Raw genomic sequence first — 21,610 nt, 5'->3', positions numbered from 1 at the left:
GCAAGGAGCGTTACGCGGCCTTGATCAACAAACGGGTGAAAAAAAACGCACCATGCCGGTGCACGGTGCGTTTCAGTTTTGCACCAACAGGAATGACTGTTAGTGCGCCGCCTCATTTTGGTGCGTCAGGCGCTCAGTGACTCTTCCTCGCGCACGCTGGCAGCCAGCTCTTCGCCTGCCAGTTGCAACTGGTACATCTGCCAGTAGCGCCCTTTTGCTTCCAGCAACTCCCGGTGTGTACCGCGCTCAACGGCTTGTCCACGGTGCAGCACCAGAATAGTATCCGCCTCAACAATCGTGGAAAGGCGGTGGGCAATTACCACCAGCGTCGTATGGTCACGCACGGCGGCAAGTGCCTGCTGGATAGCTTGTTCGGTACCGGAATCAATACTGGCCGTTGCTTCGTCCAGAATCAAAATTTGCGGCGTTTCAATCAGTACCCGCGCCAGCGCCAGAAGCTGTTTTTGCCCAACAGAGAGATTGTTCCCCTGCTCACCCAGCTTCGTATTGATCCCGTCGCTGAACCCACGAGCCAACTCTGCCAGTTGCACTTTCTCCAGCACCTCCCAGACCTGTTCATGGGTATAGTCCCGACCCAGCGTCACGTTGGCGTAGAAGGTATCCGCCATCACGACCGGATCCTGCTGCACCATTGCAACGCCTTTACGTAACACATTATGGTTGAGAGACGCGAGCGGGCGTCCGTCGAGGCGAATTTCACCTTGGCTTAGCGGGTAGTAACCCATCAACAGGCTTGCGAGCGTACTCTTACCGCTGCCGGTATGCCCCACCAGCGCAACAAAGCCCCGCGACGGGACATCCAGCGTGATGTCCTGCAATACCAGCCGGTCTTCGCGATAAGCAAACGAGACGTTATCAAAGGCAATGGCCCCGCTTTGCAGCGCGCGGTCATCGTTGCCGTAGGTCTGACGTGGTCTGTCCATCAACTCGAACACTCGCTCCCCTGCCACGACGGCCTGCTGGAGCATCGACTGCTGTGTCGTAAGCTCAATCAACGGTTCGTTAAGGCGGCCAAGGTAGCTGATAAAAGCATACAGGACCCCAACCTCAATGGTTCCGTGAGTGGTCAGGCCAAACAGCATGAGCAGACCACAGAGCACCAGCGCGGAGAAGAGGCTCAACAGCGGGCGTAACAGGAAACCGTCAAGCCGCAGCGTCTGCATACGCGCCATATAGTGTGAACGACTGGCTTCGCCCATCCGCTCGCCAAAACGTGCCTGCTGGCGGAACTGCTGGATGACGCTCATGCCGTTGATCACTTCATTGAAGCCATCATTAATATCGGCCAGATAGGCTCGCACCCGACGCACAATGGGTGTGCTGTAACGTTGATAGATAACCATCACAATCAACACCGCCGGGAAGATGGTGATCGCCACCAGTGCCATACGCCAGTCGAGGCTGAACATCGCCACCAGCATCGCGCCAATCAGCGCCGCGCTGCGCAGGACGGTTGCCACCACGGTGACGTACAGATCGCGGATCACCTCCGTATCGTTGGTCACGCGCGAAATCACCTGCCCGACTGGCTGGGTATCAAACTCGCTGAGCGGCTGGCGCAGCGCAGCGTCCATGACATCAGTACGCAACTGCTGCACGACCCCCACGGCTGCACGGTTAAACAGCAACGACTGGGCATAATGAAGCCCCGCCGCCGTCAGCTGTAAGCCAACGTAAGCCACACCCAGGCCCGCCACCAGCCCCAGAGGCAGGTAGCTTTTGGCAACCATATTGTCGATGAAATAGCTAATAAGCAGTGGACCGCTGACTTCAGCAATCGCCGCAATCCAGAGCAACAGCACGGCAACAGACAGCGGTTTTCGCCACGGTGAACCGTAGGCCAGCAGACGTTTTAGCGTCGGCCACATCGAGCCAAATTTACGCATTAGCGGCCTCCGTATCCTGCTCCGGGGCATCATCCAGCGCCGCTTCAAGCTGTTGATAACGATACATGTCGCGATACCAGCCCGATTGCTCAGCCAGTTTTTCATGCTGCCCGCGCTGGGCAATGTGCCCATGCTGCAACACTAAAATTTCGCTGGCTTCCGCCAACGCCGACAAACGGTGGGCACTGATAATCACCGTACGTCCGTCGCCCCACTGGCGCAGGTTATGCAGGATCTGGTGCTCGGTACGCCCATCCACAGCGGAAAGCGCATCATCCAGAATCAGGATTTCGGCATTGAGAAGCAGCGCGCGGGCAATTGAGATTCGCTGCTTTTGTCCTCCGGACAACATGACGCCACGTTCCCCGACCTCCGTTTCGTAGCCCTGCGGCAGACGCAAAATATCATCATGTACGCTGGCTAAACGCGCCACATGTTCAATCTCTTCCTGCGTCGCCGACGGGCGTCCGAGGGCGATATTGTTTGCTACCGTGTCCGAAAATAAAAACGGCGTCTGGCTGACGACCGCCAGACGACCTCGCCAGTCGTCCAGCAGCAGTTGCGTCAGGGGAATATCATGGAAGCGAATATCGCCCTGCGTGACGTCAAAGTGGCGCTGAATCAGTGAGAGCACGGTACTTTTGCCAGAACCTGTTGGGCCACAAATGCCCAACATCTGACCAGGCTTGAGCGTAAAACTAACGTTCTCCAGTACCGGATGTTCCGTTTGCGGATAAACAAACTTACGGACGTCAACATTTATGACACCGCGCCCTTCCGGTACGGCTTGGTTGCCGTCATTCACCACCGGTGCTTCGGCCAGCATGGCGCGAATACGGCTGTAGGCGGCGCTGCCGCGCTCCACGATGTTAAACATCCAGGCCAATGCCAGCATCGGCCAAATCATCAGCCCCAGGTACATCGCAAAGCTGGTCAATTGTCCCAGGGTTAACGAGCCCTGTACCACCATCCAGCTCCCCCCACCAATAGCCAGCAGGTTTGCCATACCGATCGCGACATAGATTGTCGGGTCAAAACGCGCATCAATTCGCGCGACGCGCATGTTCTTCGCCCCCGTGTCTGCGGCATCGGCGGCAAACAGTGCTGATTGCCGGTCCTCCAGACCAAAGGCTTTAATCATACGGATGCTGGTCATACTCTCCTGCGTACGGTCGTTCAGTGAAGAGAACGCCGCCTGCGCCAGCTTAAAGCGCTCATGCAGTTGCTCACCAAAACGGTTGATCGCCAGTGCCATCAGCGGCATCGGCAACAATGCCAGCAGGGTGAGCTGCCAGCTGATCTGGGTCGACATCACAATCAGGACCGCGCACCCCATGACCAGAGAATCCACCAGCGTTAACACCCCTTCTCCTGCGGCGAACACCACACGATCGACGTCGTTTGTCGCGCGTGCGATGAGATCCCCGGTGCGATGTCGCAGATAAAACTCTGGGTGTTGTCGGCTCAGCTGGCGGTAAAAATCTTCACGCAGCTCAACGGCCAGCTGATAGGAAGCGCCAAAAAGGAGCACGCGCCAGACGTAGCGCAGCAGATAGACAATGACGGCCGTCAGCACAAGCGTGCCAACCCACATCAACACCCGTGCGGTGGTGTAATGCTGTTCGGTGACGCCATCCACGACGTAGCCCACCACCTTCGGCGGGATCAGCTGCAGAATGGCAATGATAATAAGCAGGGCTACTGCACCGAGGTAGCGTTGCCACTCCCGACGAAAGTACCAGCTTAATTGGGCAAATAATCGCACGCGGTTTGTTCCTGAAGGTATTTTACGAAGTTATTCAATAGGTAGTGCTGTGGTGTATTTAATCTGTTCCATGGCGAAGCTCGAGGTGACGTCCGACAAGCCCGGCACGCTGTTCACCAGTCGTTTGTAAAAATCGTCATAGCGCTTCATGTCAGCTACCTGAACGCGCATCAGGTAATCGTACTCTCCGGCCATACGCCAGAAACCGAGCACCTCAGGCATGTCAGAAACCTGAGTGACAAAACGGCAATACCACTCGCTGCTGTGATGCTGGGTTTTAATCAGCACAAATGCCGTTAACCCAAGCCCCAGTTTTTCGGGATCTAATAACGCGACGCGTCCCAGAAGAATGCCGTCATCTTCAAGCTTCTTGAGGCGCTTCCAGCACGGTGTGGTGGTCAGATTAACGGCATCTGCCAGCGCCTGCAAAGAGAGGGTACAGTCACTTTGCAGCAGTGAAAGAAGCTTGCGGTCAATTTTATCTAGCATACCCACCTCACAGAGAAAATTTTTCTCCCTTCATTCTATTTTAAAGGCCAGATAGCAACAATTTTTTCTGTGCTTTTCGCTATGCTGGGCACAAAATGACAAACGGATAACTACGATGAATAGCTCCTGGGTTAAACATGCCATCAGCGAAATCAATGCCGACTATCAGCGCTCGGCGGATACGCACCTGATTCGACTTTCCCTGCCGGGATTTGACGGTATTCAGCTCTATCTGAAAGATGAAAGCACCCATCCTACCGGTAGCCTGAAGCATCGCCTGGCGCGTTCACTGTTTTTATACGGTTTATGTAACGGCTGGATTAAAGAAGGTACCACCATCATTGAATCCTCATCCGGTTCAACGGCGGTGTCTGAAGCCTATTTTGCCCGCCTGCTGGGTTTACCCTTCATCGCCGTGATGCCTTCCTGCACGGCGAAACGTAAAATTGAACAGATCGAATTCTACGGCGGACGATGCCACTTTGTGGAAAGCGCCTGTGAAATCTACGCGGCATCTGAAATGCTGGCACGCGAGCTGAACGGCCACTACATGGATCAGTTCACCTTTGCGGAACGAGCCACCGACTGGCGCGGTAATAACAATATCGCCGACAGTATTTTCCGTCAGATGTCCCACGAGCCGCATCCCGTTCCCTCATACATTGTGATGAGCGCCGGGACGGGCGGCACCTCCGCCACCATCGGGCGTTATATCCGCTGCCAGGGCTACGACACCCAACTAATGGTGGTTGATCCGCAAAACTCCGTGTTCCTCGACTACTGGCAGAACCGCGATATCGGCCTGCGCAGCCCGGTGGGCAGTAAAATTGAAGGGATTGGCCGCCCACGCGTGGAACCGTCGTTCATCCCGGATGTGGTGGATGAGATGTTGCGCGTGCCGGATGCCGCAAGTGTCGCCACCGCGCACTGGCTGGAGACCCAGCTTGGCCGCAAAGTCGGCGCTTCTACCGGGACCAATATGTGGGGAGCCCTGCAGCTAGCGGTACGCATGCGTGAAGAGGGTCGAACAGGATCCATCGTCACCCTGCTCTGCGACAGCGGCGAGCGCTACCTTGAGACCTATTACAATGCGCAATGGGTGCAGGCAAATATCGGCGATATTGAGCCCTGGAAAGCGCAAATTGCACAGCTGGTGAAATAAAAAAAGCCAGACCGAAGTCTGGCTTGCTGGAAGGGTCTCACTATTCGGGGGAATATGGGAGGTTGTTGTTGTCCAGCCAATGCGTCAAAAAATGGGACACCGCTTCGTTACCGCAATGCCCGATAACAGGCAGATGAGGAAGTTCTGCAATTAGCTGCGGCATCGCATTCCCCATTATCAAACCGCGACCTACGCTGCCCAGCATCTCGCGGTCATTCATGGCATCGCCAAACGCCATACAATCCTGCAGTGTGAAGCCCAGGTGGTCACTCAGTACCGCCAGGGCAGAACCTTTGTTACAGCCAACGGGGAGCACTTCCAGGCAATCCACCGCCGAGAAGGTCAGGTGCGCCTTGTCTCCCAGAGACTCATTTAACTGAATGCGCAAGCGACAGAGATCGTCATGATCGCCACAAAAACAGATTTTGGTCACCGCATGGGCAGGGATCCGACGCAGATCGATAAGCTGATATTTAAAACCGCTGTAGACATGCGCATGCAACAGCTCCGGTATTTCACGCCCGGTAAACCAGCCGTTATCGTTAAAAACATGGAGGCTGGCCTGCGTATCCCAGGTACTGTGTAGCACGATATCCGCCACTTCCGGGTTAAGATCCTGACGGTGCAGAACGTCCCCTTCCACGGAATGAATGCGCGTCCCGTTGCCCGTGATCAGAAAAGCGTCCAGGGAAAACGCCCCCAGTAAATGGCGCATCTCCAGCACATGGCGACCGGTGGCAAACGTCAGAGTGACATCACACTCGTGCAGACGCTTCAGCGTATTCAGGGTTTTCTCCCCTAAACGGTGATCCGGCATTAACAGCGTACCGTCCATATCAAATGCAGCGAGCCGAGCCATGATTACCCCTGAAGTGTGATGCGGTTAACTTGTGCTTCAGTATTACGTGAGATATACGGAAGTAATAGTGAATAGATGACAAATATTGTTCCGGGTTTCTCATGCGCCAGCTCAACCGACTCAACCAGTATCACCGTTTGTGGCAGCCTTCCGCTGGCGCGACACAACACGTCACCATCAGCGAACTGGCCACCCGCTGTTTCTGTAGTGAAAGACATGTTCGAACGCTGCTGCGTCAGGCTCATGACGCGGGATGGCTTACCTGGCGTGCGCAGTCTGGTCGCGGAAAGCGCGGTGAACTGACGTTCCATGTCACCCCGGAGTCACTGCGCAATGCGATGATGGAAGAGGCTCTGAAGCATGGACAGCAGCACAATGCGCTTGAGCTGGCCCAGCTTGCGCCACAAGAGTTACGTTCATTGCTGCATCCGTTCTTAGGCGGACAGTGGCAAAACGATACGCCGACGCTGCGCATTCCCTATTACCGCTCACTGGATCCCCTTCATCCGGGTTTTTTACCCGGCCGGGCAGAACAGCACCTGGCAGGACAGGTTTTTTCCGGGTTAACACGCTTTCACGGCAACAGCAGTGAACCAGCTGGCGATCTTGCCCATCACTGGGAAGTGTCAGAGGACGGTTTGCGCTGGCATTTTTATATTCGCTCAACGCTACACTGGCATAACGGTGATAAGGTCGAAACCATGCAGCTTCAACAAAGCCTGATGGCACTGCTTGCCCTGCCTTCCTTGCGTAAGTTGTTCCAGAGCGTCTTACATATTGAAGTCACCCATCCCCAGTGCCTGACCTTTATCCTGCATCAACCGGACTTCTGGCTGGCGCACCGGTTGACAACCTACTGTAGCCGGCTTGCGCATCCCGACCAGCCGATGACGGGTAGCGGCCCCTTCAGACTCAGCGTGTACGACCCCGACCTGGTGCGCCTTGAAAGCCACGAACAGTACCATCTCAGCCATCCATTGCTTAAAGCTATCGAATACTGGATAACACCGTCGCTGTTTGACTATGGGTTAGGTACCAGCTGTCGCCATCCGGTGCAGATCGCCATTGGCGAGCCGGATGAACTGGAGCGCCTGCGTCTGGTCACTAACAGCACCAGTCTGGGTTTTTGTTATCTCACCCTGAAGCAAAGCCCGCGCCTGAGTGAAATGCAGGCTCGGCGGCTCATCAATATCATCCATCTCTCAACGCTTCTGCATACGCTTCCACTGGATGAAGGGTTGATTACCCCGACAGAGGAGTTACTCCCCGGCTGGACGATCCCAAAGTGGCCTGAATTAACGAATGTACCTCTGCCGGAAAAATTAATACTGGCTTACCATTTGCCCGTCGAGTTACATACGATGGCAAGCCAACTAAAACTGTATCTTGCGCAACAGGGCTGTGAGCTTACGGTCATCTTTTACGATGCGAAAACCTGGGACGGATGCCAAAATCTTGCTGATGCTGACATCATGATGGGGGACAGACTGATTGGCGAAGCGCCGGAATATACGCTTGAACAATGGCTGCGCTGTGACGTCTTATGGGCACACCTGCTGAACGCGCCGCAATTTGCCCATCTGCAGGCCACTCTGGACGCCGTACAGACCCAGACCGACGAACAGGCCAGACATGCCGGGCTCAAAGCCATTTTCTCACAGCTCATGGAAAAAGCTGTACTAACGCCACTGTTCAACTATCAATACCAGATCAGCGCCCCGCCAGGGGTCAACGGTATTCGGCTCAACACTCGCGGCTGGTTTGATTTTACCGAAGCCTGGCTGCCCGCCCCCAAATCGTGAAGAAGCTGGTCGCCGTCGTGGTCAGGCGGTAACATAACGTTTTATCGTAACTATCGAGATGATTTATGAAACGTGCCGTCGTCGTGTTCAGCGGAGGACAAGATTCTACTACCTGCCTGGTTCAGGCCCTTCATCAGTATGATGAAGTTCACTGTGTCACTTTCGATTACGGTCAACGCCATCGCGCTGAAATCGACGTTGCGCGTGAACTGGCTCTGAAACTGGGCGCACGCGCGCACAAGGTGCTGGACGTTACGCTGTTAAATGAACTCGCCGTCAGTAGCCTCACACGCGACAGTATTCCTGTACCTGACTATGTACCTGACGCCAGCGGTATCCCAAATACCTTTGTTCCTGGCCGTAATATTCTTTTTCTGACCCTGACGGCGATTTATGCTTACCAGGTGCAAGCCGAAGCGGTGATCACCGGCGTATGTGAGACCGACTTCTCTGGCTACCCGGACTGCCGTGACGAGTTCGTGAAGGCACTAAACCACGCGGTCAATCTTGGGATGGCGAAAGAGACGCGCTTTGAAACACCACTGATGTGGCTGAATAAAGCAGAGACCTGGGCACTGGCGGACTACTGGGGCAAACTGGACCTGGTTCGCAGTGAAACCCTCACCTGCTATAACGGTATCAAAGGCGATGGTTGCGGTCAGTGCGCTGCCTGCAACCTGCGCGCTAACGGGCTTAATCACTACCTGGCCGATAAGGCCGGCGTAATGGCCGCGATGCAGAAAAAAACCGGACTGAAATAGAGTTACTTCACCGTGCTGTCGACGAATGAGCGTCGACAGCACAGGTGAACTGGAAAAAAACCCTACACGATCATCTGCTCCAGCTTTTCACGCAACTCTCCTTCCAGCGGCAGCGCTTTCTGGGTTTTAAGATCAATACAGACAAAGGTAATGAGAGCATCAGCCACCACCTGTCCTTCGGGATCCAGCGTCACTACCTGACTTAACACGCCACTCTTCCCATTTAGCTGCTGTACCTGGCTGGTGACAGTCAGCACATCCCCCAGTACGGCAGGACGGCGGTAGTTAATATTAATATTGACGACCACGAACGCGATGTTATGCGCAGTCAGCCATTGAAAACTTTCGCTGTTTTCCAGACCGTCCCAGCGAGCCTCCTCAAGAAACTCAAGATAGCGGGCGTTATTGACATGCTGGTATACATCAAGATGGAAACCGCGAACTTTGATTTTTGTCTGCATAGCGCAATAGCCTTTAGTGTTGTTATAGGATTAGAGGTCACAACTGGTATGACCTCATTATCCTGGCAAATTTTTGCAGCAGTGCAAGAAATTGCTTATTTACAACGTCAGGTGTGAGAGATTGCGCTCAACCAGTGAGCTACCCATCCCCGGGACCTGCTTCAGGTCGTCGACCGTTTTAAAGGGGCCATACTCTTCGCGGTAGCTGACAATGGCCTGCGCCTTTTTCAGCCCTACCCCATTCATCACGCGAGCGATATCCTCTGCTGATGCTGAATTGATGCTGACTCGCGAGCCATCATTGTCAGCCGCTTTGTTACTCCCTGTTGTTTTGGCGGGAGCATTCGTTTGTGCTGGTGTCTCTGCCTGACTTTGTACGACCTGTGCTTTTGCAGCCAGCGCGCCAGCGCTCATCCCGGTGGTGGCAATAGCCAGTGTAATGAGCAGTACTTTGATTCCACATTTCATGCTGTTATCTCCTTGTTTGTTGACAGCCACACCACGATAGCCGCCCCGGAAAACAGGCACAAACGACAGATAACAGAAATGGAAAAGGCCGCGAAAGCGGCCTTTAGTTTTTGCAGAGCGTTACGAAAATCTGCGAGCAGTTACGTAATTATTGCTGCTGAGTCATCACATCGCCCAGCTTAATCTTGGCTTCTTTACGCAGGTTGCTCATCATCGCCTCGAAAGCAATCTGGGCGTTGTTCTGAGTAATCCCCTGAACCATCGCTTTCTTCTGCGCTTCTGGCATCGTGCCGGCTTTCACTTCATCCAGCGCCAGCAGAACCACATTGCCCTGCATATCCGTTGTGGTACCGAAGCTCGGTTTGTCTTTTGCTGGCAGGGAGAGACCAAACGCAGCCTGGCTGATTGGATCCTGACCGGTACGGCTCAACGTTTTCGCCTCACCGAAGCTCAGGCCAGCGGCTTTCAGCGCGTCCTGTTTGCCTGCTTTCAGATCAACCAGAATCTTCTCAGCATCCAGTTTCGCCTGCTGTTCCGCTTTGTTGTGCTTAACCTGGGCGACAATCTGATCCTTCACTTCCGTCAACGGTTTAATCGCTTCTGGTTTGTGCTCGCTGACACGCAGAACGAATGCACGATCGCCGTCAACGGTAATGATGTCAGAGTTACTGCCAGGGGTGCCATTCTCGCCCACCAGACCACCGTTGAAGATGGCATCAGAAACCGGTTTGAAGTTCAGCTCTTCCGGCAGGTTGTCACGTCCAAACCAGCCCGTCTCAACCGCTTTCACACCAGCCGCCTGCTCTGCACCAGCCAGAGACTCGTTGTCGTTGCTGGCGGCATCGCTCACTTTCTGCTGCAGCGCGTAGTAGGCATCCAGCGCTTTCTCTTGCTTCACTTTCGCCGCGATATCATCGCGAACCTCAGTCAGTGGTTTGGTTTTCGCAGGGATAATATCGTCCAGACGCGCGACCAGGAAACCAACGGAAGACTTGATTACGCCAGAGAGCTGGCCTTTGTCTTTCAGACCGGCATTTTTCAACTCATCAGGGGTCGTTGCATCTTCCAGCCAGCCCATATCACCGCCGTTTTTCGCGGAGATAATATCGGTGGATTTCGCTTTCGCGACGGTGGCGAAATCAGCACCTTTGCTCAGTTCGTCCAGAACCGCCTTAGCATCTGCTTCCGTTTTAGTCTGGATCACGCTGTAGCGGTTACGCTGCGGCTGAGTGAACTGATCCTGATGCTGATCGTAATAAGACTGGATTTCCGCATCTGACGCAGTTTCCTGCAACGCTGCAGCATCCAGCTTGATGTAGCTCACACGGAACTGCTCCGGAGAAATAAAGGAATTCTTATTCTGCTCGTACCAGGCATTAACGTCAGCGTCGCTCACCTGCTGTTTCGCGGCCAGGGCATTCACATCAATGGTCGCTTCACGTACAACGCGCTGCTGCGACACTAATGCTGCCAGTTCATCCGTTTCACCTTTGAGCATGAAATCGGTACCCACGACGGCATTGATGAGCTGCTGGGTGGTTAGCTGGTTACGCAGCGCCTGAGCGTACTGATCGGCCGTCATCCCCATCTGGTTGACGATGCTGTTGTAACGTGCGTTGTCGAATTTGCCGTTAGACTGGAAGGCTTGTGTAGAGAAGATGGCTTTTTTCACCTGCTCATCACTGATGCCCAAACCCAGTTTTTTTGCATACTGATCCAGCAGCGCTTCGTCGATAAGACGGTTCAGTGTCTGTTGGCGCAGGGTCTTCATATACCCTTCGTTCGCCGCCAGTTCAGAGAATTGGTCGCCCAGCTGTTGCTGCATACGGTTACGTTCACCGGCAAAAGCATTCTCGAACTGACCACGGCTGATTTCCTGGCCATTCACTTTTGCGGCATAGTTTGCGCCACCGCCAATAAGGTAACTGCTCACGCCGGTCAATATGAACGACACGATAATGATACCGAAAATAATCTTGAGCACGAGACTGTTAGCAGCCGTGCGTAAGCTGTCCATCATGGTGTAACAACACTCCGCTGTAGGTGACTGGTTACCTGACGCTGACGGAAAATCCTGCCCGTCGCGCGTGAAGGCGTATTGTGACAAGAAAACGGGGCGATTGTCAGCCCACAACTCGCATAAACTCGCACAAATCAGGTCTGGACAAACAAAAAAGGCACATCAAATGATGCGCCCTTGTACTATTCAGCTTCCCTGAATCGGGAAAGCAATCAGTTTACTGCGTCTTTCAGCGCTTTACCTGCACGGAAACCCGGCACTTTAGCAGCAGCAATGGTGATCTCTTTACCGGTCTGAGGGTTGCGGCCAGTACGGGCAGCACGCTCTTTAACAGCAAAAGTACCGAAGCCTACCAGTGCAACGTCGTCCCCAGCCTGCAGAGATTCAGTAACAGAAGCAATTAATGCATCTAACGCACGTCCAGCTGCAGCCTTAGAAATATCAGCACCAGCAGCAATTTTGTCAATCAGTTGAGATTTATTCACTGTTCTCTTCCTCTCTTTATAATTTATATCGCGCCTGAATCCTTCACAACGCGACCGCGCAGCAGTTATATCAGGCCTGCCATGACCTTACAACACCCGTTGTTGATGGCTGACCTAATCAGCAATCTAAATTAGCTATACAAAAAAAGGCTGGCAAGTGCGAAATGACTTACCAGCCTTGTTTTTATTGACGCTCTTTGCGCGAGGTCACTATTTTGCGGTTACAACCTGCATTCCGGAGGGTTCATTCTGCAGTGCGAGACTAAGAACTTCCTCAATGCGTTTAACCGGATGGATCTGCAGATCGGCAATTACGTTGTCCGGAATCTCTTCCAGATCGCGTTTATTCTCGTAAGGAATCAATACCGTTTTGATCCCACCACGATGTGCAGCCAGCAGTTTTTCTTTTAATCCACCGATTGGCAGTACCTGTCCACGCAGGGTTATTTCCCCCGTCATCGCCACATCGGCACGCACCGGGTTCCCCGTCAGGCAGGAAACCAGAGCGGTACACATGGCAATACCCGCGCTTGGGCCATCTTTCGGCGTCGCGCCTTCAGGAACGTGCACGTGGATGTCGCGTTTTTCGTAGAAATCCGGGTTGATACCCAGTTTTTCCGCGCGCGCACGTACCACGGTCAATGCAGCCTGAATGGATTCCTGCATCACTTCACCCAGAGAGCCGGTGTAGGTCAGCTTACCTTTACCCGGTACACAGGCGGTTTCGATGGTCAGCAGATCGCCACCCACTTCCGTCCATGCCAGACCCGTCACCTGACCCACGCGGTTTTCGTTGTCCGCGCGACCATAGTCAAAACGCTGAACGCCGAGATAGGCATGCAGATTGTCGCCGTTAATCACAATGTGTTTCAGGCTCTTATCCAGCAGCAGCTGTTTCACCGCTTTACGGCACAGTTTAGAGATTTCACGCTCAAGGCTACGCACGCCCGCTTCACGGGTGTAGTAGCGGATGATGCCAATAATCGCGCTGTCCTCTACGGTCAGCTCGTTGGCTTTCAGCGCGTTACGCTCAATCTGTTTCGGCAGCAGGTGCTGCTTAGCGATGTTCAGCTTCTCATCTTCGGTATAGCCGGAGAGACGGATCACTTCCATACGATCCAGCAGCGGGGCCGGAATGTTCATGGAGTTGGAGGTCGCCACGAACATCACATCGCTCAGGTCGTAGTCCACTTCCAGGTAATGATCGCTAAACGCCACGTTCTGTTCTGGATCAAGCACTTCCAGCAGCGCAGACGCAGGATCGCCACGCATGTCCGATGACATTTTGTCGATCTCATCGAGCAGGAACAGCGGGTTTTTAACGCCCACTTTCGCCATTTTCTGGATCAGTTTACCCGGCATAGAACCGATGTAGGTACGACGGTGACCGCGGATTTCCGCTTCATCGCGTACACCACCCAGCGCCATACGGATGTACTTACGCCCGGTCGCCTTGGCGATGGACTGACCCAGAGAGGTTTTACCCACACCAGGAGGTCCTACCAGGCACAAAATTGGGCCTTTGATTTTGTTTACACGGCTTTGTACCGCGAGGTACTCAAGAATACGGTCTTTCACGCGTTCCAGGCCGTAGTGGTCGGTATCGAGGATTTCCTGGGCCTGACGCAGGTCTTTTTTGACCTTGCTGCGGGCGTTCCACGGAACCTGCACCATCCACTCAATGTAGCCGCGTACAACTGTCGCTTCAGCCGACATTGGAGACATCATTTTCAGCTTCTGCAGTTCCGCTTCCGCTTTCTCTTTTGCCTCTTTTGGCATCTTCGCCGCGTCGATCTTGCGCTTCAACGCTTCGTTTTCGTCCGGCGCATCGTCCATCTCGCCCAGCTCTTTCTGAATAGCTTTCATTTGCTCATTCAGATAGTACTCACGCTGAGATTTCTCCATCTGCTTTTTCACGCGGTTGCGAATACGCTTCTCAACCTGCAGCAGATCGATTTCAGACTCCATCATCGCCATCAGATATTCCAGACGCTCGTTAACGTCGGACATTTCCAGCACGGACTGTTTGTCAGCCAGCTTCAGCGGCATATGTGCAGCGATGGTGTCCGCCAGACGGGCAGGATCGTCGATGCTGTTCAGCGACGTCAGCACTTCTGGTGGGATTTTCTTGTTCAGCTTGATATAGCCTTCAAACTGGCTGATCGCGGTGCGTACAAGCACTTCCTGCTCGCGTTCATCAAGCTGAGGCGAATCAAGGTACTCTGCCTTCGCAGAGAAATGTTCGCCATTGTCAGACAGAGTGGTAATACGCGCACGCTGCAGGCCTTCAACCAGCACCTTGACGGTGCCGTCAGGCAGCTTCAGCATCTGCAAAATAGAGGCCACGGTCCCGACGGTGAAAAGATCGTTTACACCCGGCTCATCCGTTGATGCTTCCTTCTGCGCCACCAGCATGATTTTTTTATCATGATCCATGGCGGATTCGAGGCAACGGATAGATTTTTCCCGCCCTACAAATAAGGGTATGACCATGTGCGGATAAACCACCACATCGCGCAACGGCAATACGGGGATTTCAATGCGTTCAGAACGCTCAGGATTCATAGAGCTCTCTCTTAGTTTAGTGTCCGCCAGGTAAGCTGGTCATGTAACAGTACTTCACACAACCATTAACATGTATCCAGTATATGGGGATGTTTCCCACACATTCAACGCCATGATTACGGAAAAAGTAAAGGGGAGATAAAATCCCCCCTTTTTGATTAACTGCTTGTATGTTTTGGTGAATTATTCGCCAGACGCCTGCTGCGCTTCCGGTTTGCCGTAAATCAGTAACGGTTTGGTTTGACCGCTAATGACGGACTCGTCGATAACCACTTTTTCGACATCTTCCATCGATGGCAGATCGTACATGGTATCCAGCAGCGCCGCTTCTACGATAGAACGCAGACCACGCGCACCGGTTTTACGAATCATCGCTTTTTTAGCAATCGCATCCAGCGCTTCGTCACGGAACTCCAGATCAACACCTTCCAGATTGAAAAGCGCCTGATACTGTTTAGTCAGCGCATTTTTCGGCTCTTTCAGGATCTGGATCAGCGCCTCTTCACTCAGCTCATTCAGCGTGGCCACAACCGGCAGACGACCAATGAATTCAGGAATCAGACCGAATTTGATCAGATCTTCTGGTTCAACCTGAGATAGCAGTTCGCCTTCGTTCGGTTTTTCTGACGTCGATTTCACCGTCGCGCCAAAACCAATGCCGGAGCCGGTTTCAACACGGTGGGAGATAACTTTATCCAGACCCGCAAACGCACCACCACAGATGAACAGGATCTTGGAGGTATCAACCTGCAGGAACTCCTGCTGCGGATGTTTACGACCTCCCTGTGGCGGAACAGCGGCAACAGTCCCTTCGATCAGCTTCAGCAGTGCCTGCTGTACGCCTTCACCCGACACATCACGGGTGATCGACGGGTTGTCGGATTTACGAGAAATCTTGTCGATCTCATCGATGTAAACAATCCCGCGCTGGGCTTTCTGTACGTCGTAATCGCACTTCTGCAGCAGTTTCTGGATGATGTTTTCTACATCTTCACCCACATAACCCGCTTCGGTCAGAGTGGTGGCATCCGCCATGGTGAACGGAACATCCAGCAGACGCGCCAGAGTTTCAGCCAGCAACGTTTTACCGGAACCGGTTGGGCCGATCAGCAAAATGTTACTTTTACCCAGTTCTACGCCATTGCTGGTATCACCGTTACGCAGACGTTTGTAGTGGTTATATACCGCTACCGCCAGTACTTTCTTAGCCTGCTCCTGACCGATGACATAATCGTCAAGGTGATGACGAATTTCATGCGGAGTTGGCAGCGCGCTACGCTCACGGTGTGGCGCAACTTCTTTAATCTCTTCGCGAATGATGTCGTTACATAAATCGACACATTCGTCGCAGATATACACGGACGGCCCGGCAATCAGTTTACGCACTTCATGCTGGCTTTTGCCGCAAAAAGAGCAGTACAGCAGTTTGCCCGAACCATCTTTGCGTTTATCTGTCATGAGTCCAAACCTCTTTTTAAGTTCTTTGTGCCGCACATGACGACGCAAATGCCATTCTAAGACGCAAGCTGCTCTCAGGCAGAGTGCCGCCCTACTTTAGTATAGCGGCACACTTGCGTCGCGGGCATCAATTACGATGGGTCAATACGGAGTCGACTAAGCCGTACTCAACTGCCTCTGAAGCAGAGAGGAAGCGATCGCGCTCGGTATCGCGCTCGATCTGCTCAAGCGATTGACCTGTATGCTGCGCCATGAGTTCATTCATGCGCGCTTTTACTTTCAGAATTTCACGGGCGTGGATTTCAATATCCGTCGCCTGCCCCTGGTAACCACCCAGCGGCTGGTGAATCATCACGCGGGAATTAGGTAAGCAGAAACGCTTGCCTTTAGCCCCTGCTGTTAACAGGAACGCGCCCATAGATGCAGCCTGACCCATACAGATAGTGCTTACATCCGGCTTGATGAATTGCATGGTGTCATAAATGGACATACCTGCCGTAATCACGCCACCCGGGGAGTTAATGTACAGGTAAATGTCTTTTTCCGGGTTTTCCGCTTCCAGAAACAGCATCTGCGCCACGATCAGGTTAGCCATGTGGTCTTCCACCTGACCGGTCAGAAAGATAACGCGTTCCTTGAGCAGACGGGAATAGATATCAAAAGAACGCTCACCACGTGAGGTCTGTTCAATAACCATTGGCACCAGCGCCATATGGGGTGCAAAGTTATCTCGTTCGCCACTGTATGACATTTCCGTCTCCTGGATCAAAATTGAAAACACCTGCTGTACTGATTGTAACCTTACGGACGGATTATCAGCCAGTCTCATTCATCGTGATTACACACTTATGGGGTTCACTGTGCCCTATTTCAAGCATAACAACCTTTTGTTGTTACGCTAACACTGAAAGGGCGTTTTAGCACTCTTCCTGGGCTATTGGTGTGATAAAAAAAACCCGCTGCCACAAGGCAACGGGTTTTCTGTTCAAACTTTAAACCTTTGGGGCGAAATTACGCCTGCTGGTTCATCAGTTCGTTGAAAGAGGTCGCTTTTTCGGACACTTTAGCTTTCGCCAGTACCGCTTCAACAGCCTGCTCTTCCAGTGCGACATTGCGCATGTTGTCCATCAGCTCTTTGTTTTTACCGTAGAACTCGATAACTTCTGATGGATCTTCGTATGCAGACGCCATCTCTTCGATCAGGCCTTTCACACGCTCTTCGTCAGCTTTCAGCTCGTGGGTACGAATCACTTCGCCCAACAGCAGGCCAACAACAACGCGGCGTTTAGCTTGCTCTTCGAACAGCTCACGCGGCAGTTCCATTGCTTGCTGCTGGTTGCCACCGAAACGCTGTGCAGCCTGACGGCGCAGCACGTCGATTTCGCTGTCGATCAGGGCAGCTGGAACGTCGATGTCGTTCGCTTTCACCAGACCTTCGATCGCCTGAGATTTCACACGGTTACGCACAGCGCCGTTCAGCTCGCGCTCCATGTTTTTACGCACTTCTGTACGCAGACCCGCTACAGAACCATCTTCCACGCCGAAACGTTTGATGAATTCTTCAGTCAGTTCTGGCAGTTCGCGCTCTTCAACTTTCTTCAGATTGATAACGAACTTGGCCGCTTTACCTTTCAGGTTTTCAGCGTGGTACTCTTCAGGGAAGGTCACATCAATAGTGAACTCTTCGCCAGCTTTGTGGCCTTTGATACCGTCTTCGAAGCCTGGGATCATACGACCCTGACCCATTGCCAGTACGAAATCAGACGCTTTACCGCCTTCGAACTCTTCGCCGTCTACAGAACCGGTGAAGTCGATGGTCACACGGTCTTCCGCGTCAACAGCGCCTTCTTTCTCTTTCCAGTTCGCCTGCTGCTTACGCAGGGTGTCCAGCATGCCGTCAACGTCTTCGTCAGTCACGGACACAATCGGTTTTTCAACTTCGATTGATTCCAGACCTTTCAGCTCAACTTCCGGATACACTTCGAACTCTACGGAGTAGGTGAAGTCTTCGCCCAGTTTGTATTCGCCTGGAACGTAGTTTGGCGCGCCGGCCGGATTGATTTTTTCTTTGATGATCGCATCAATAAAGTTACGGCTCATCAGTTCACCCAGCACATCCTGACGCACGGAAGCGCCATAACGCTGAGCAACAACATTCATTGGTACTTTGCCCTTACGGAAGCCGTCAATACGTACTTTTTTTGCTACGTTGACCAGCTCGCTTTTCACAGCAGTTTCGATGCTGTCAGCAGCGATAGTAATCGTTACACGGCGGCCAAGGCCTTGAGTGGTTTCAACTGAAACTTGCATCTTGTTACCTCAAAAAAATCACAGTGCTCGGTCAACTCTGAATCTGTCTGTTATACCGGGATGCTCTCTTAGTGCAGATTCACATTCCCTGTCGCCAGAATCATCCCGAAGACATTCAATAAGACGCGGCATTATAGCGGCATCACTTAGGTGAGTCGAGAACGGTTGGGGCATGTTGCTGCGGCTTTTTTCACACTTTAAGGCTATTTTTAGCCTTAAAATCGCACCATCCGCTCAAAACTCAGACAAAACAAAACGGCCCGGAGGCCGTTTTGAGGAAATCTTTAAGCAACATACTGGAAAAACTCCAGCCGTTGCAAATCCGATTTATCAGGCGATGGTGCCAGCACCGCGGCAAGGCGGCGATGCGAAAACCGTATCCTGCAAACCTTCCCATTCCTTAATGGTGTAGGTATGCAATGCCAGCGCATGTACGGTTGTGGAGAGTTCTTCCGTCAAGGTGCTGTAGATCAAGCGGTGTCGGTTCAGGAAACGTTCTCCCGTGAAGCGATCGCTAACCAGAACCACTTTAAAGTGGCTTTCAGAACCTGCCGGCACGTTATGACGATAGCTTTCGTCGACGACTTCGAGGAACACAGGGTTGAACGCTGCCCTTAATTTATCTTCTATCTGCTCACGTATCATCATGAAATTACTCCTCCGACAACGCCAGGATGTCACCCATCCCTTTAAATGTTAGCCGCTTTTACCGTTTCCATTACACCTTGACAACAAATATTTAGCTTTCGTCTGATTTTCTCATTCAAACGAATGAAGTTAACTGTGTGGCTCATACCTTTTGTCATTCACACGAGGTGAAAAAGGGTGCAAAGGTCAGTTTTCAGACAAGGCGATGAATTTACATGCGTTGACCACTTCCCCTGACCGTTGGCGATGTTATGATGGCGGCAATTTTTCTCTCTATATGCTTACGATTCGTTGAGAACCTGAAAATGTTAAAAAAACTCTTCTTTCCGTTGGTAGCCCTTTTTATGCTGGCAGGCTGTGCGACTCCGCCTACCACCATCGATGTCTCACCAAAAATTACCCTGCCTCAGCAGGACCCAAGCCTGATGGGTGTTACCGTGAGTATTAACGGTGCCGATCAGCGTCAGGATCAAGCGCTGGCAAAAGTGACCCGCGATAACCAGCAGGTAACGCTGACTGCATCCCGCGACCTGCGCTTCCTGCTGCAGGAAGTGCTGGAAAAACAGATGACTTCTCGTGGCTATATGGTTGGCCCAAGCGGTGCGGTAGATCTGCAGATCATCGTGAACAACCTTTATGCTGATGTTTCTCAGGGTAACGTTCGCTACAACATCGCCACCAAAGCGGATATCGCCATCATTGCCACCGCGAAGAATGGCAACAAGATGACCAAGAACTATCGCGCGAGCTACTCTGTAGAAGGCGCGTTCCAGGCATCGAATAAAAATATTGCTGATGCGGTTAACAGCGTGCTGACGGATACCATTTCCGACATGGCGCAGGACACCAGCATTCACGACTTCATCAAGCAGAACGCGCGTTAATCCTGCTGACTGACCCGGTTTTTAGCCGGGTCAGTTTTTAAGAACATGTCCAGTCATTACTTACGCATTTTCCAGCAACCGAAATCAGCGATTCTGCTGATCCTTGGCTTTGCCTCCGGTTTACCTCTCGCGCTCACTTCAGGCACCTTGCAGGCATGGATGACCGTCGAGAATATCGATCTCAAAACTATTGGCTTCTTCTCACTCGTCGGCCAGGCTTATGTCTTTAAGTTCCTGTGGTCGCCGGTGATGGATCGCTACACCCCACCGTTTCTCGGCCGCCGTCGCGGCTGGCTGGTTATGACGCAGGTGCTGTTGCTGCTGGCCATTGCCGCCATGGGCTTCCTGGAACCGTCAACTCAACTTCGCTGGATGGCCGCCCTTGCGGTGGTGATCGCCTTCTGTTCCGCGTCCCAGGATATTGTGTTTGATGCCTGGAAGACGGACGTGTTGCCTGCTGAAGAACGTGGAGCTGGTGCGGCCATCAGCGTGCTGGGCTATCGCCTTGGCATGCTGGTTTCCGGTGGGCTGGCATTGTGGCTGGCCGACCGCTACCTTGGTTGGCAAGGCATGTACTGGCTGATGGCCGCCCTGCTGATCCCGTGTATTATTGCCACCCTGTTCGCCCCCGAACCGAGTGATGTCATCCCGGTTCCCCGCTCTCTGGAACAGGCCGTCGCCGAACCATTACGCGATTTCTTTGGCCGCAACAACGCCTGGCTGATCCTGTTGCTTATCGTCCTCTATAAACTGGGCGATGCCTTTGCGATGAGCCTGACCACCACCTTCCTCATTCGTGGTGTGGGTTTTGATGCGGGTGAAGTGGGCGTGGTGAATAAAACGCTGGGGCTGTTTGCGACCATTGTCGGGGCACTTTATGGCGGCGTGTTGATGCAACGCCTGACGCTGTTCCGTGCGCTGCTGATCTTTGGCATCCTGCAAGGCGCATCCAACGCAGGCTACTGGCTGTTGTCAATTACCGACAAACATATGATCAGCATGGCCGCAGCGGTGTTCTTTGAAAATCTCTGCGGCGGTATGGGGACCGCGGCATTTGTCGCCCTGCTGATGACCCTGTGCAACAAGTCATTTTCCGCCACGCAGTTCGCACTGCTCTCGGCGCTCTCTGCCGTTGGCCGCGTGTACGTTGGGCCAATTGCCGGCTGGTTTGTAGAAGCCCACGGTTGGCCAACGTTTTATCTCTTCTCCGTGGTGGCTGCCGTACCGGGTATTTTATTGTTGCTGGTCTGTCGCCAGACGCTGGAATACACCCAACGGACGGAACACTTTATGCCGCGCACTGAATATCACCGCGCTTACCGTTTCGCGTTACGTCTGTTAATGGCGGGTTGCTTCGCGCTGGTGCTCTGGCTTGTAGTGCTCATTATTAATGCCAGCACCTCTATGGCACTTCCCCTTGTAACCCTTCTGCTGGATGCCGGAGCCCTACTGGCTGTCGCCGGGATCCTGATCGGGGGTCTGCTCGATTTCATGGCTCTGCGTAAAACGCAGATGACCTGAAGAGAAATGCGAAAGGTTATTTCCCGTTGTAATCACTAAACGAAA

At 53.0% G+C, this 21,610-nt stretch carries 18 protein-coding genes; 5 read left to right on the top strand and 13 right to left on the bottom strand.

What is annotated here, in order from left to right; all coding sequences use genetic code 11:
• Positions 1 to 125: 125 nt before the first annotated feature.
• The 3 genes from ACLHV8_RS25190 to ACLHV8_RS25180 are packed head-to-tail and all read right to left on the bottom strand — an operon-like array spanning position 126 to position 4,161.
• Complete coding sequence (locus ACLHV8_RS25190; protein ID WP_208594364.1) at positions 126 to 1,907, bottom strand: SmdB family multidrug efflux ABC transporter permease/ATP-binding protein; 1,782 nt, start codon at positions 1,905 to 1,907, stop codon at positions 126 to 128.
• Positions 1,900 to 3,672 (bottom strand): SmdA family multidrug ABC transporter permease/ATP-binding protein, encoded by a 1,773-nt coding sequence (locus tag ACLHV8_RS25185; protein ID WP_028017632.1) that lies wholly within the window; start codon positions 3,670 to 3,672, stop codon positions 1,900 to 1,902. Before ACLHV8_RS25185 ends, ACLHV8_RS25190 begins: the two co-directional genes overlap by 8 nt.
• 30 nt (positions 3,673 to 3,702) lie before the next feature.
• Positions 3,703 to 4,161 carry an Lrp/AsnC family transcriptional regulator gene (locus ACLHV8_RS25180; RefSeq protein ID WP_015571267.1) on the bottom strand — a complete coding sequence of 153 codons (459 nt, stop codon included), beginning with the start codon at positions 4,159 to 4,161 and terminating at the stop codon, positions 3,703 to 3,705.
• 115 nt (positions 4,162 to 4,276) lie between these two features.
• Between ACLHV8_RS25180 and ACLHV8_RS25175 the strand changes: the two genes are divergently transcribed.
• Positions 4,277 to 5,323: a PLP-dependent cysteine synthase family protein gene (locus ACLHV8_RS25175; RefSeq protein WP_049007488.1), complete on the top strand. Its 1,047-nt coding sequence runs from the start codon at positions 4,277 to 4,279 to the stop codon at positions 5,321 to 5,323.
• A 40-nt stretch (positions 5,324 to 5,363) separates the two neighbouring features.
• Here the strand turns inward: ACLHV8_RS25175 and cof are convergent, their stop codons facing one another.
• Positions 5,364 to 6,182, bottom strand: a complete 819-nt coding sequence (gene cof / locus ACLHV8_RS25170; RefSeq protein ID WP_049007489.1) for an HMP-PP phosphatase — start codon at positions 6,180 to 6,182, stop codon at positions 5,364 to 5,366.
• A 101-nt stretch (positions 6,183 to 6,283) separates the two neighbouring features.
• On the opposite strand from cof, the gene ACLHV8_RS25165 reads away from it, so the two are divergent.
• Both ACLHV8_RS25165 and queC read left to right on the top strand, forming a co-directional pair.
• On the top strand, positions 6,284 to 7,984 hold the full coding sequence (locus ACLHV8_RS25165; RefSeq protein WP_208594365.1) for an SgrR family transcriptional regulator: 1,701 nt from the start codon (positions 6,284 to 6,286) through the stop codon (positions 7,982 to 7,984).
• A 65-nt stretch (positions 7,985 to 8,049) separates the two neighbouring features.
• A complete protein-coding gene (gene queC / locus ACLHV8_RS25160) occupies positions 8,050 to 8,745 on the top strand; it encodes a 7-cyano-7-deazaguanine synthase QueC (RefSeq protein WP_129323825.1) in 696 nt (231 codons plus the stop codon).
• Between the two features lie 62 nt (positions 8,746 to 8,807).
• Here the strand turns inward: queC and ACLHV8_RS25155 are convergent, their stop codons facing one another.
• From ACLHV8_RS25155 to bolA, 9 genes are all read right to left on the bottom strand, one after another.
• The gene (locus tag ACLHV8_RS25155) at positions 8,808 to 9,206 is read right to left on the bottom strand and encodes a YbgC/FadM family acyl-CoA thioesterase (protein ID WP_028017637.1); all 399 of its coding nucleotides are present in this window, start codon (positions 9,204 to 9,206) and stop codon (positions 8,808 to 8,810) included.
• 99 nt (positions 9,207 to 9,305) lie between these two features.
• Positions 9,306 to 9,674, bottom strand: coding sequence for a helix-hairpin-helix domain-containing protein (locus ACLHV8_RS25150; protein ID WP_028017638.1), 369 nt, complete (start codon positions 9,672 to 9,674; stop codon positions 9,306 to 9,308).
• 148 nt (positions 9,675 to 9,822) lie between these two features.
• Positions 9,823 to 11,694, bottom strand: coding sequence for a peptidylprolyl isomerase (gene ppiD / locus ACLHV8_RS25145; protein ID WP_049007493.1), 1,872 nt, complete (start codon positions 11,692 to 11,694; stop codon positions 9,823 to 9,825).
• Positions 11,695 to 11,906: 212 nt separating this feature from the next.
• Positions 11,907 to 12,179, bottom strand: coding sequence for a nucleoid-associated protein HU-beta (hupB, locus tag ACLHV8_RS25140; protein WP_002444653.1), 273 nt, complete (start codon positions 12,177 to 12,179; stop codon positions 11,907 to 11,909).
• A gap of 210 nt (positions 12,180 to 12,389) precedes the next feature.
• Positions 12,390 to 14,744, bottom strand: a complete 2,355-nt coding sequence (lon, locus tag ACLHV8_RS25135; RefSeq protein ID WP_049007494.1) for an endopeptidase La — start codon at positions 14,742 to 14,744, stop codon at positions 12,390 to 12,392.
• Between the two features lie 183 nt (positions 14,745 to 14,927).
• Entirely contained in the window at positions 14,928 to 16,202 is a 1,275-nt protein-coding gene (gene clpX / locus ACLHV8_RS25130) for an ATP-dependent protease ATP-binding subunit ClpX (RefSeq protein ID WP_028017641.1), read from the bottom strand.
• Positions 16,203 to 16,329: 127 nt separating this feature from the next.
• On the bottom strand, positions 16,330 to 16,953 hold the full coding sequence (clpP, locus tag ACLHV8_RS25125; protein WP_020885210.1) for an ATP-dependent Clp endopeptidase proteolytic subunit ClpP: 624 nt from the start codon (positions 16,951 to 16,953) through the stop codon (positions 16,330 to 16,332).
• Between the two features lie 260 nt (positions 16,954 to 17,213).
• A complete protein-coding gene (gene tig / locus ACLHV8_RS25120) occupies positions 17,214 to 18,512 on the bottom strand; it encodes a trigger factor (protein WP_028017642.1) in 1,299 nt (432 codons plus the stop codon).
• Between the two features lie 330 nt (positions 18,513 to 18,842).
• Entirely contained in the window at positions 18,843 to 19,160 is a 318-nt protein-coding gene (gene bolA / locus ACLHV8_RS25115; protein ID WP_013095855.1) for a transcriptional regulator BolA, read from the bottom strand.
• Between the two features lie 305 nt (positions 19,161 to 19,465).
• Between bolA and ACLHV8_RS25110 the strand changes: the two genes are divergently transcribed.
• Positions 19,466 to 20,044: a lipoprotein gene (locus ACLHV8_RS25110; protein ID WP_028017643.1), complete on the top strand. Its 579-nt coding sequence runs from the start codon at positions 19,466 to 19,468 to the stop codon at positions 20,042 to 20,044.
• A gap of 45 nt (positions 20,045 to 20,089) precedes the next feature.
• A complete protein-coding gene (ampG, locus tag ACLHV8_RS25105; protein WP_028017644.1) occupies positions 20,090 to 21,565 on the top strand; it encodes a muropeptide MFS transporter AmpG in 1,476 nt (491 codons plus the stop codon).
• Positions 21,566 to 21,610: the final 45 nt, after the last annotated feature.

This window comes from Enterobacter sp. CPE_E863 (genome assembly GCF_046521465.1).
GTDB lineage: Bacteria > Pseudomonadota > Gammaproteobacteria > Enterobacterales > Enterobacteriaceae > Enterobacter > Enterobacter adelaidei.
This window is presented reverse-complemented; position numbering and strand designations above follow the sequence as displayed.

Excerpts from the sequence above, each read along its gene's own strand:
- ACLHV8_RS25110 (WP_028017643.1), top strand. The coding sequence starts at position 19,466 with ATGTTAAAAAAACTCTTCTTTCCGTTGGTAGCCCTTTTTATGCTGGCA.
- ampG (WP_028017644.1), top strand. The coding sequence starts at position 20,090 with ATGTCCAGTCATTACTTACGCATTTTCCAGCAACCGAAATCAGCGATT.
- ACLHV8_RS25155 (WP_028017637.1), bottom strand. The coding sequence starts at position 9,206 with ATGCAGACAAAAATCAAAGTTCGCGGTTTCCATCTTGATGTATACCAG.
- ACLHV8_RS25190 (WP_208594364.1), bottom strand. The coding sequence starts at position 1,907 with ATGCGTAAATTTGGCTCGATGTGGCCGACGCTAAAACGTCTGCTGGCC.
- ppiD (WP_049007493.1), bottom strand. The coding sequence starts at position 11,694 with ATGATGGACAGCTTACGCACGGCTGCTAACAGTCTCGTGCTCAAGATT.
- ACLHV8_RS25165 (WP_208594365.1), top strand. The coding sequence starts at position 6,284 with ATGCGCCAGCTCAACCGACTCAACCAGTATCACCGTTTGTGGCAGCCT.
- ACLHV8_RS25180 (WP_015571267.1), bottom strand. The coding sequence starts at position 4,161 with ATGCTAGATAAAATTGACCGCAAGCTTCTTTCACTGCTGCAAAGTGAC.
- cof (WP_049007489.1), bottom strand. The coding sequence starts at position 6,182 with ATGGCTCGGCTCGCTGCATTTGATATGGACGGTACGCTGTTAATGCCG.
- tig (WP_028017642.1), bottom strand. The coding sequence starts at position 18,512 with ATGCAAGTTTCAGTTGAAACCACTCAAGGCCTTGGCCGCCGTGTAACG.
- lon (WP_049007494.1), bottom strand. The coding sequence starts at position 14,744 with ATGAATCCTGAGCGTTCTGAACGCATTGAAATCCCCGTATTGCCGTTG.
- clpX (WP_028017641.1), bottom strand. The coding sequence starts at position 16,202 with ATGACAGATAAACGCAAAGATGGTTCGGGCAAACTGCTGTACTGCTCT.
- ACLHV8_RS25175 (WP_049007488.1), top strand. The coding sequence starts at position 4,277 with ATGAATAGCTCCTGGGTTAAACATGCCATCAGCGAAATCAATGCCGAC.
- ACLHV8_RS25150 (WP_028017638.1), bottom strand. The coding sequence starts at position 9,674 with ATGAAATGTGGAATCAAAGTACTGCTCATTACACTGGCTATTGCCACC.
- queC (WP_129323825.1), top strand. The coding sequence starts at position 8,050 with ATGAAACGTGCCGTCGTCGTGTTCAGCGGAGGACAAGATTCTACTACC.
- clpP (WP_020885210.1), bottom strand. The coding sequence starts at position 16,953 with ATGTCATACAGTGGCGAACGAGATAACTTTGCACCCCATATGGCGCTG.
- bolA (WP_013095855.1), bottom strand. The coding sequence starts at position 19,160 with ATGATGATACGTGAGCAGATAGAAGATAAATTAAGGGCAGCGTTCAAC.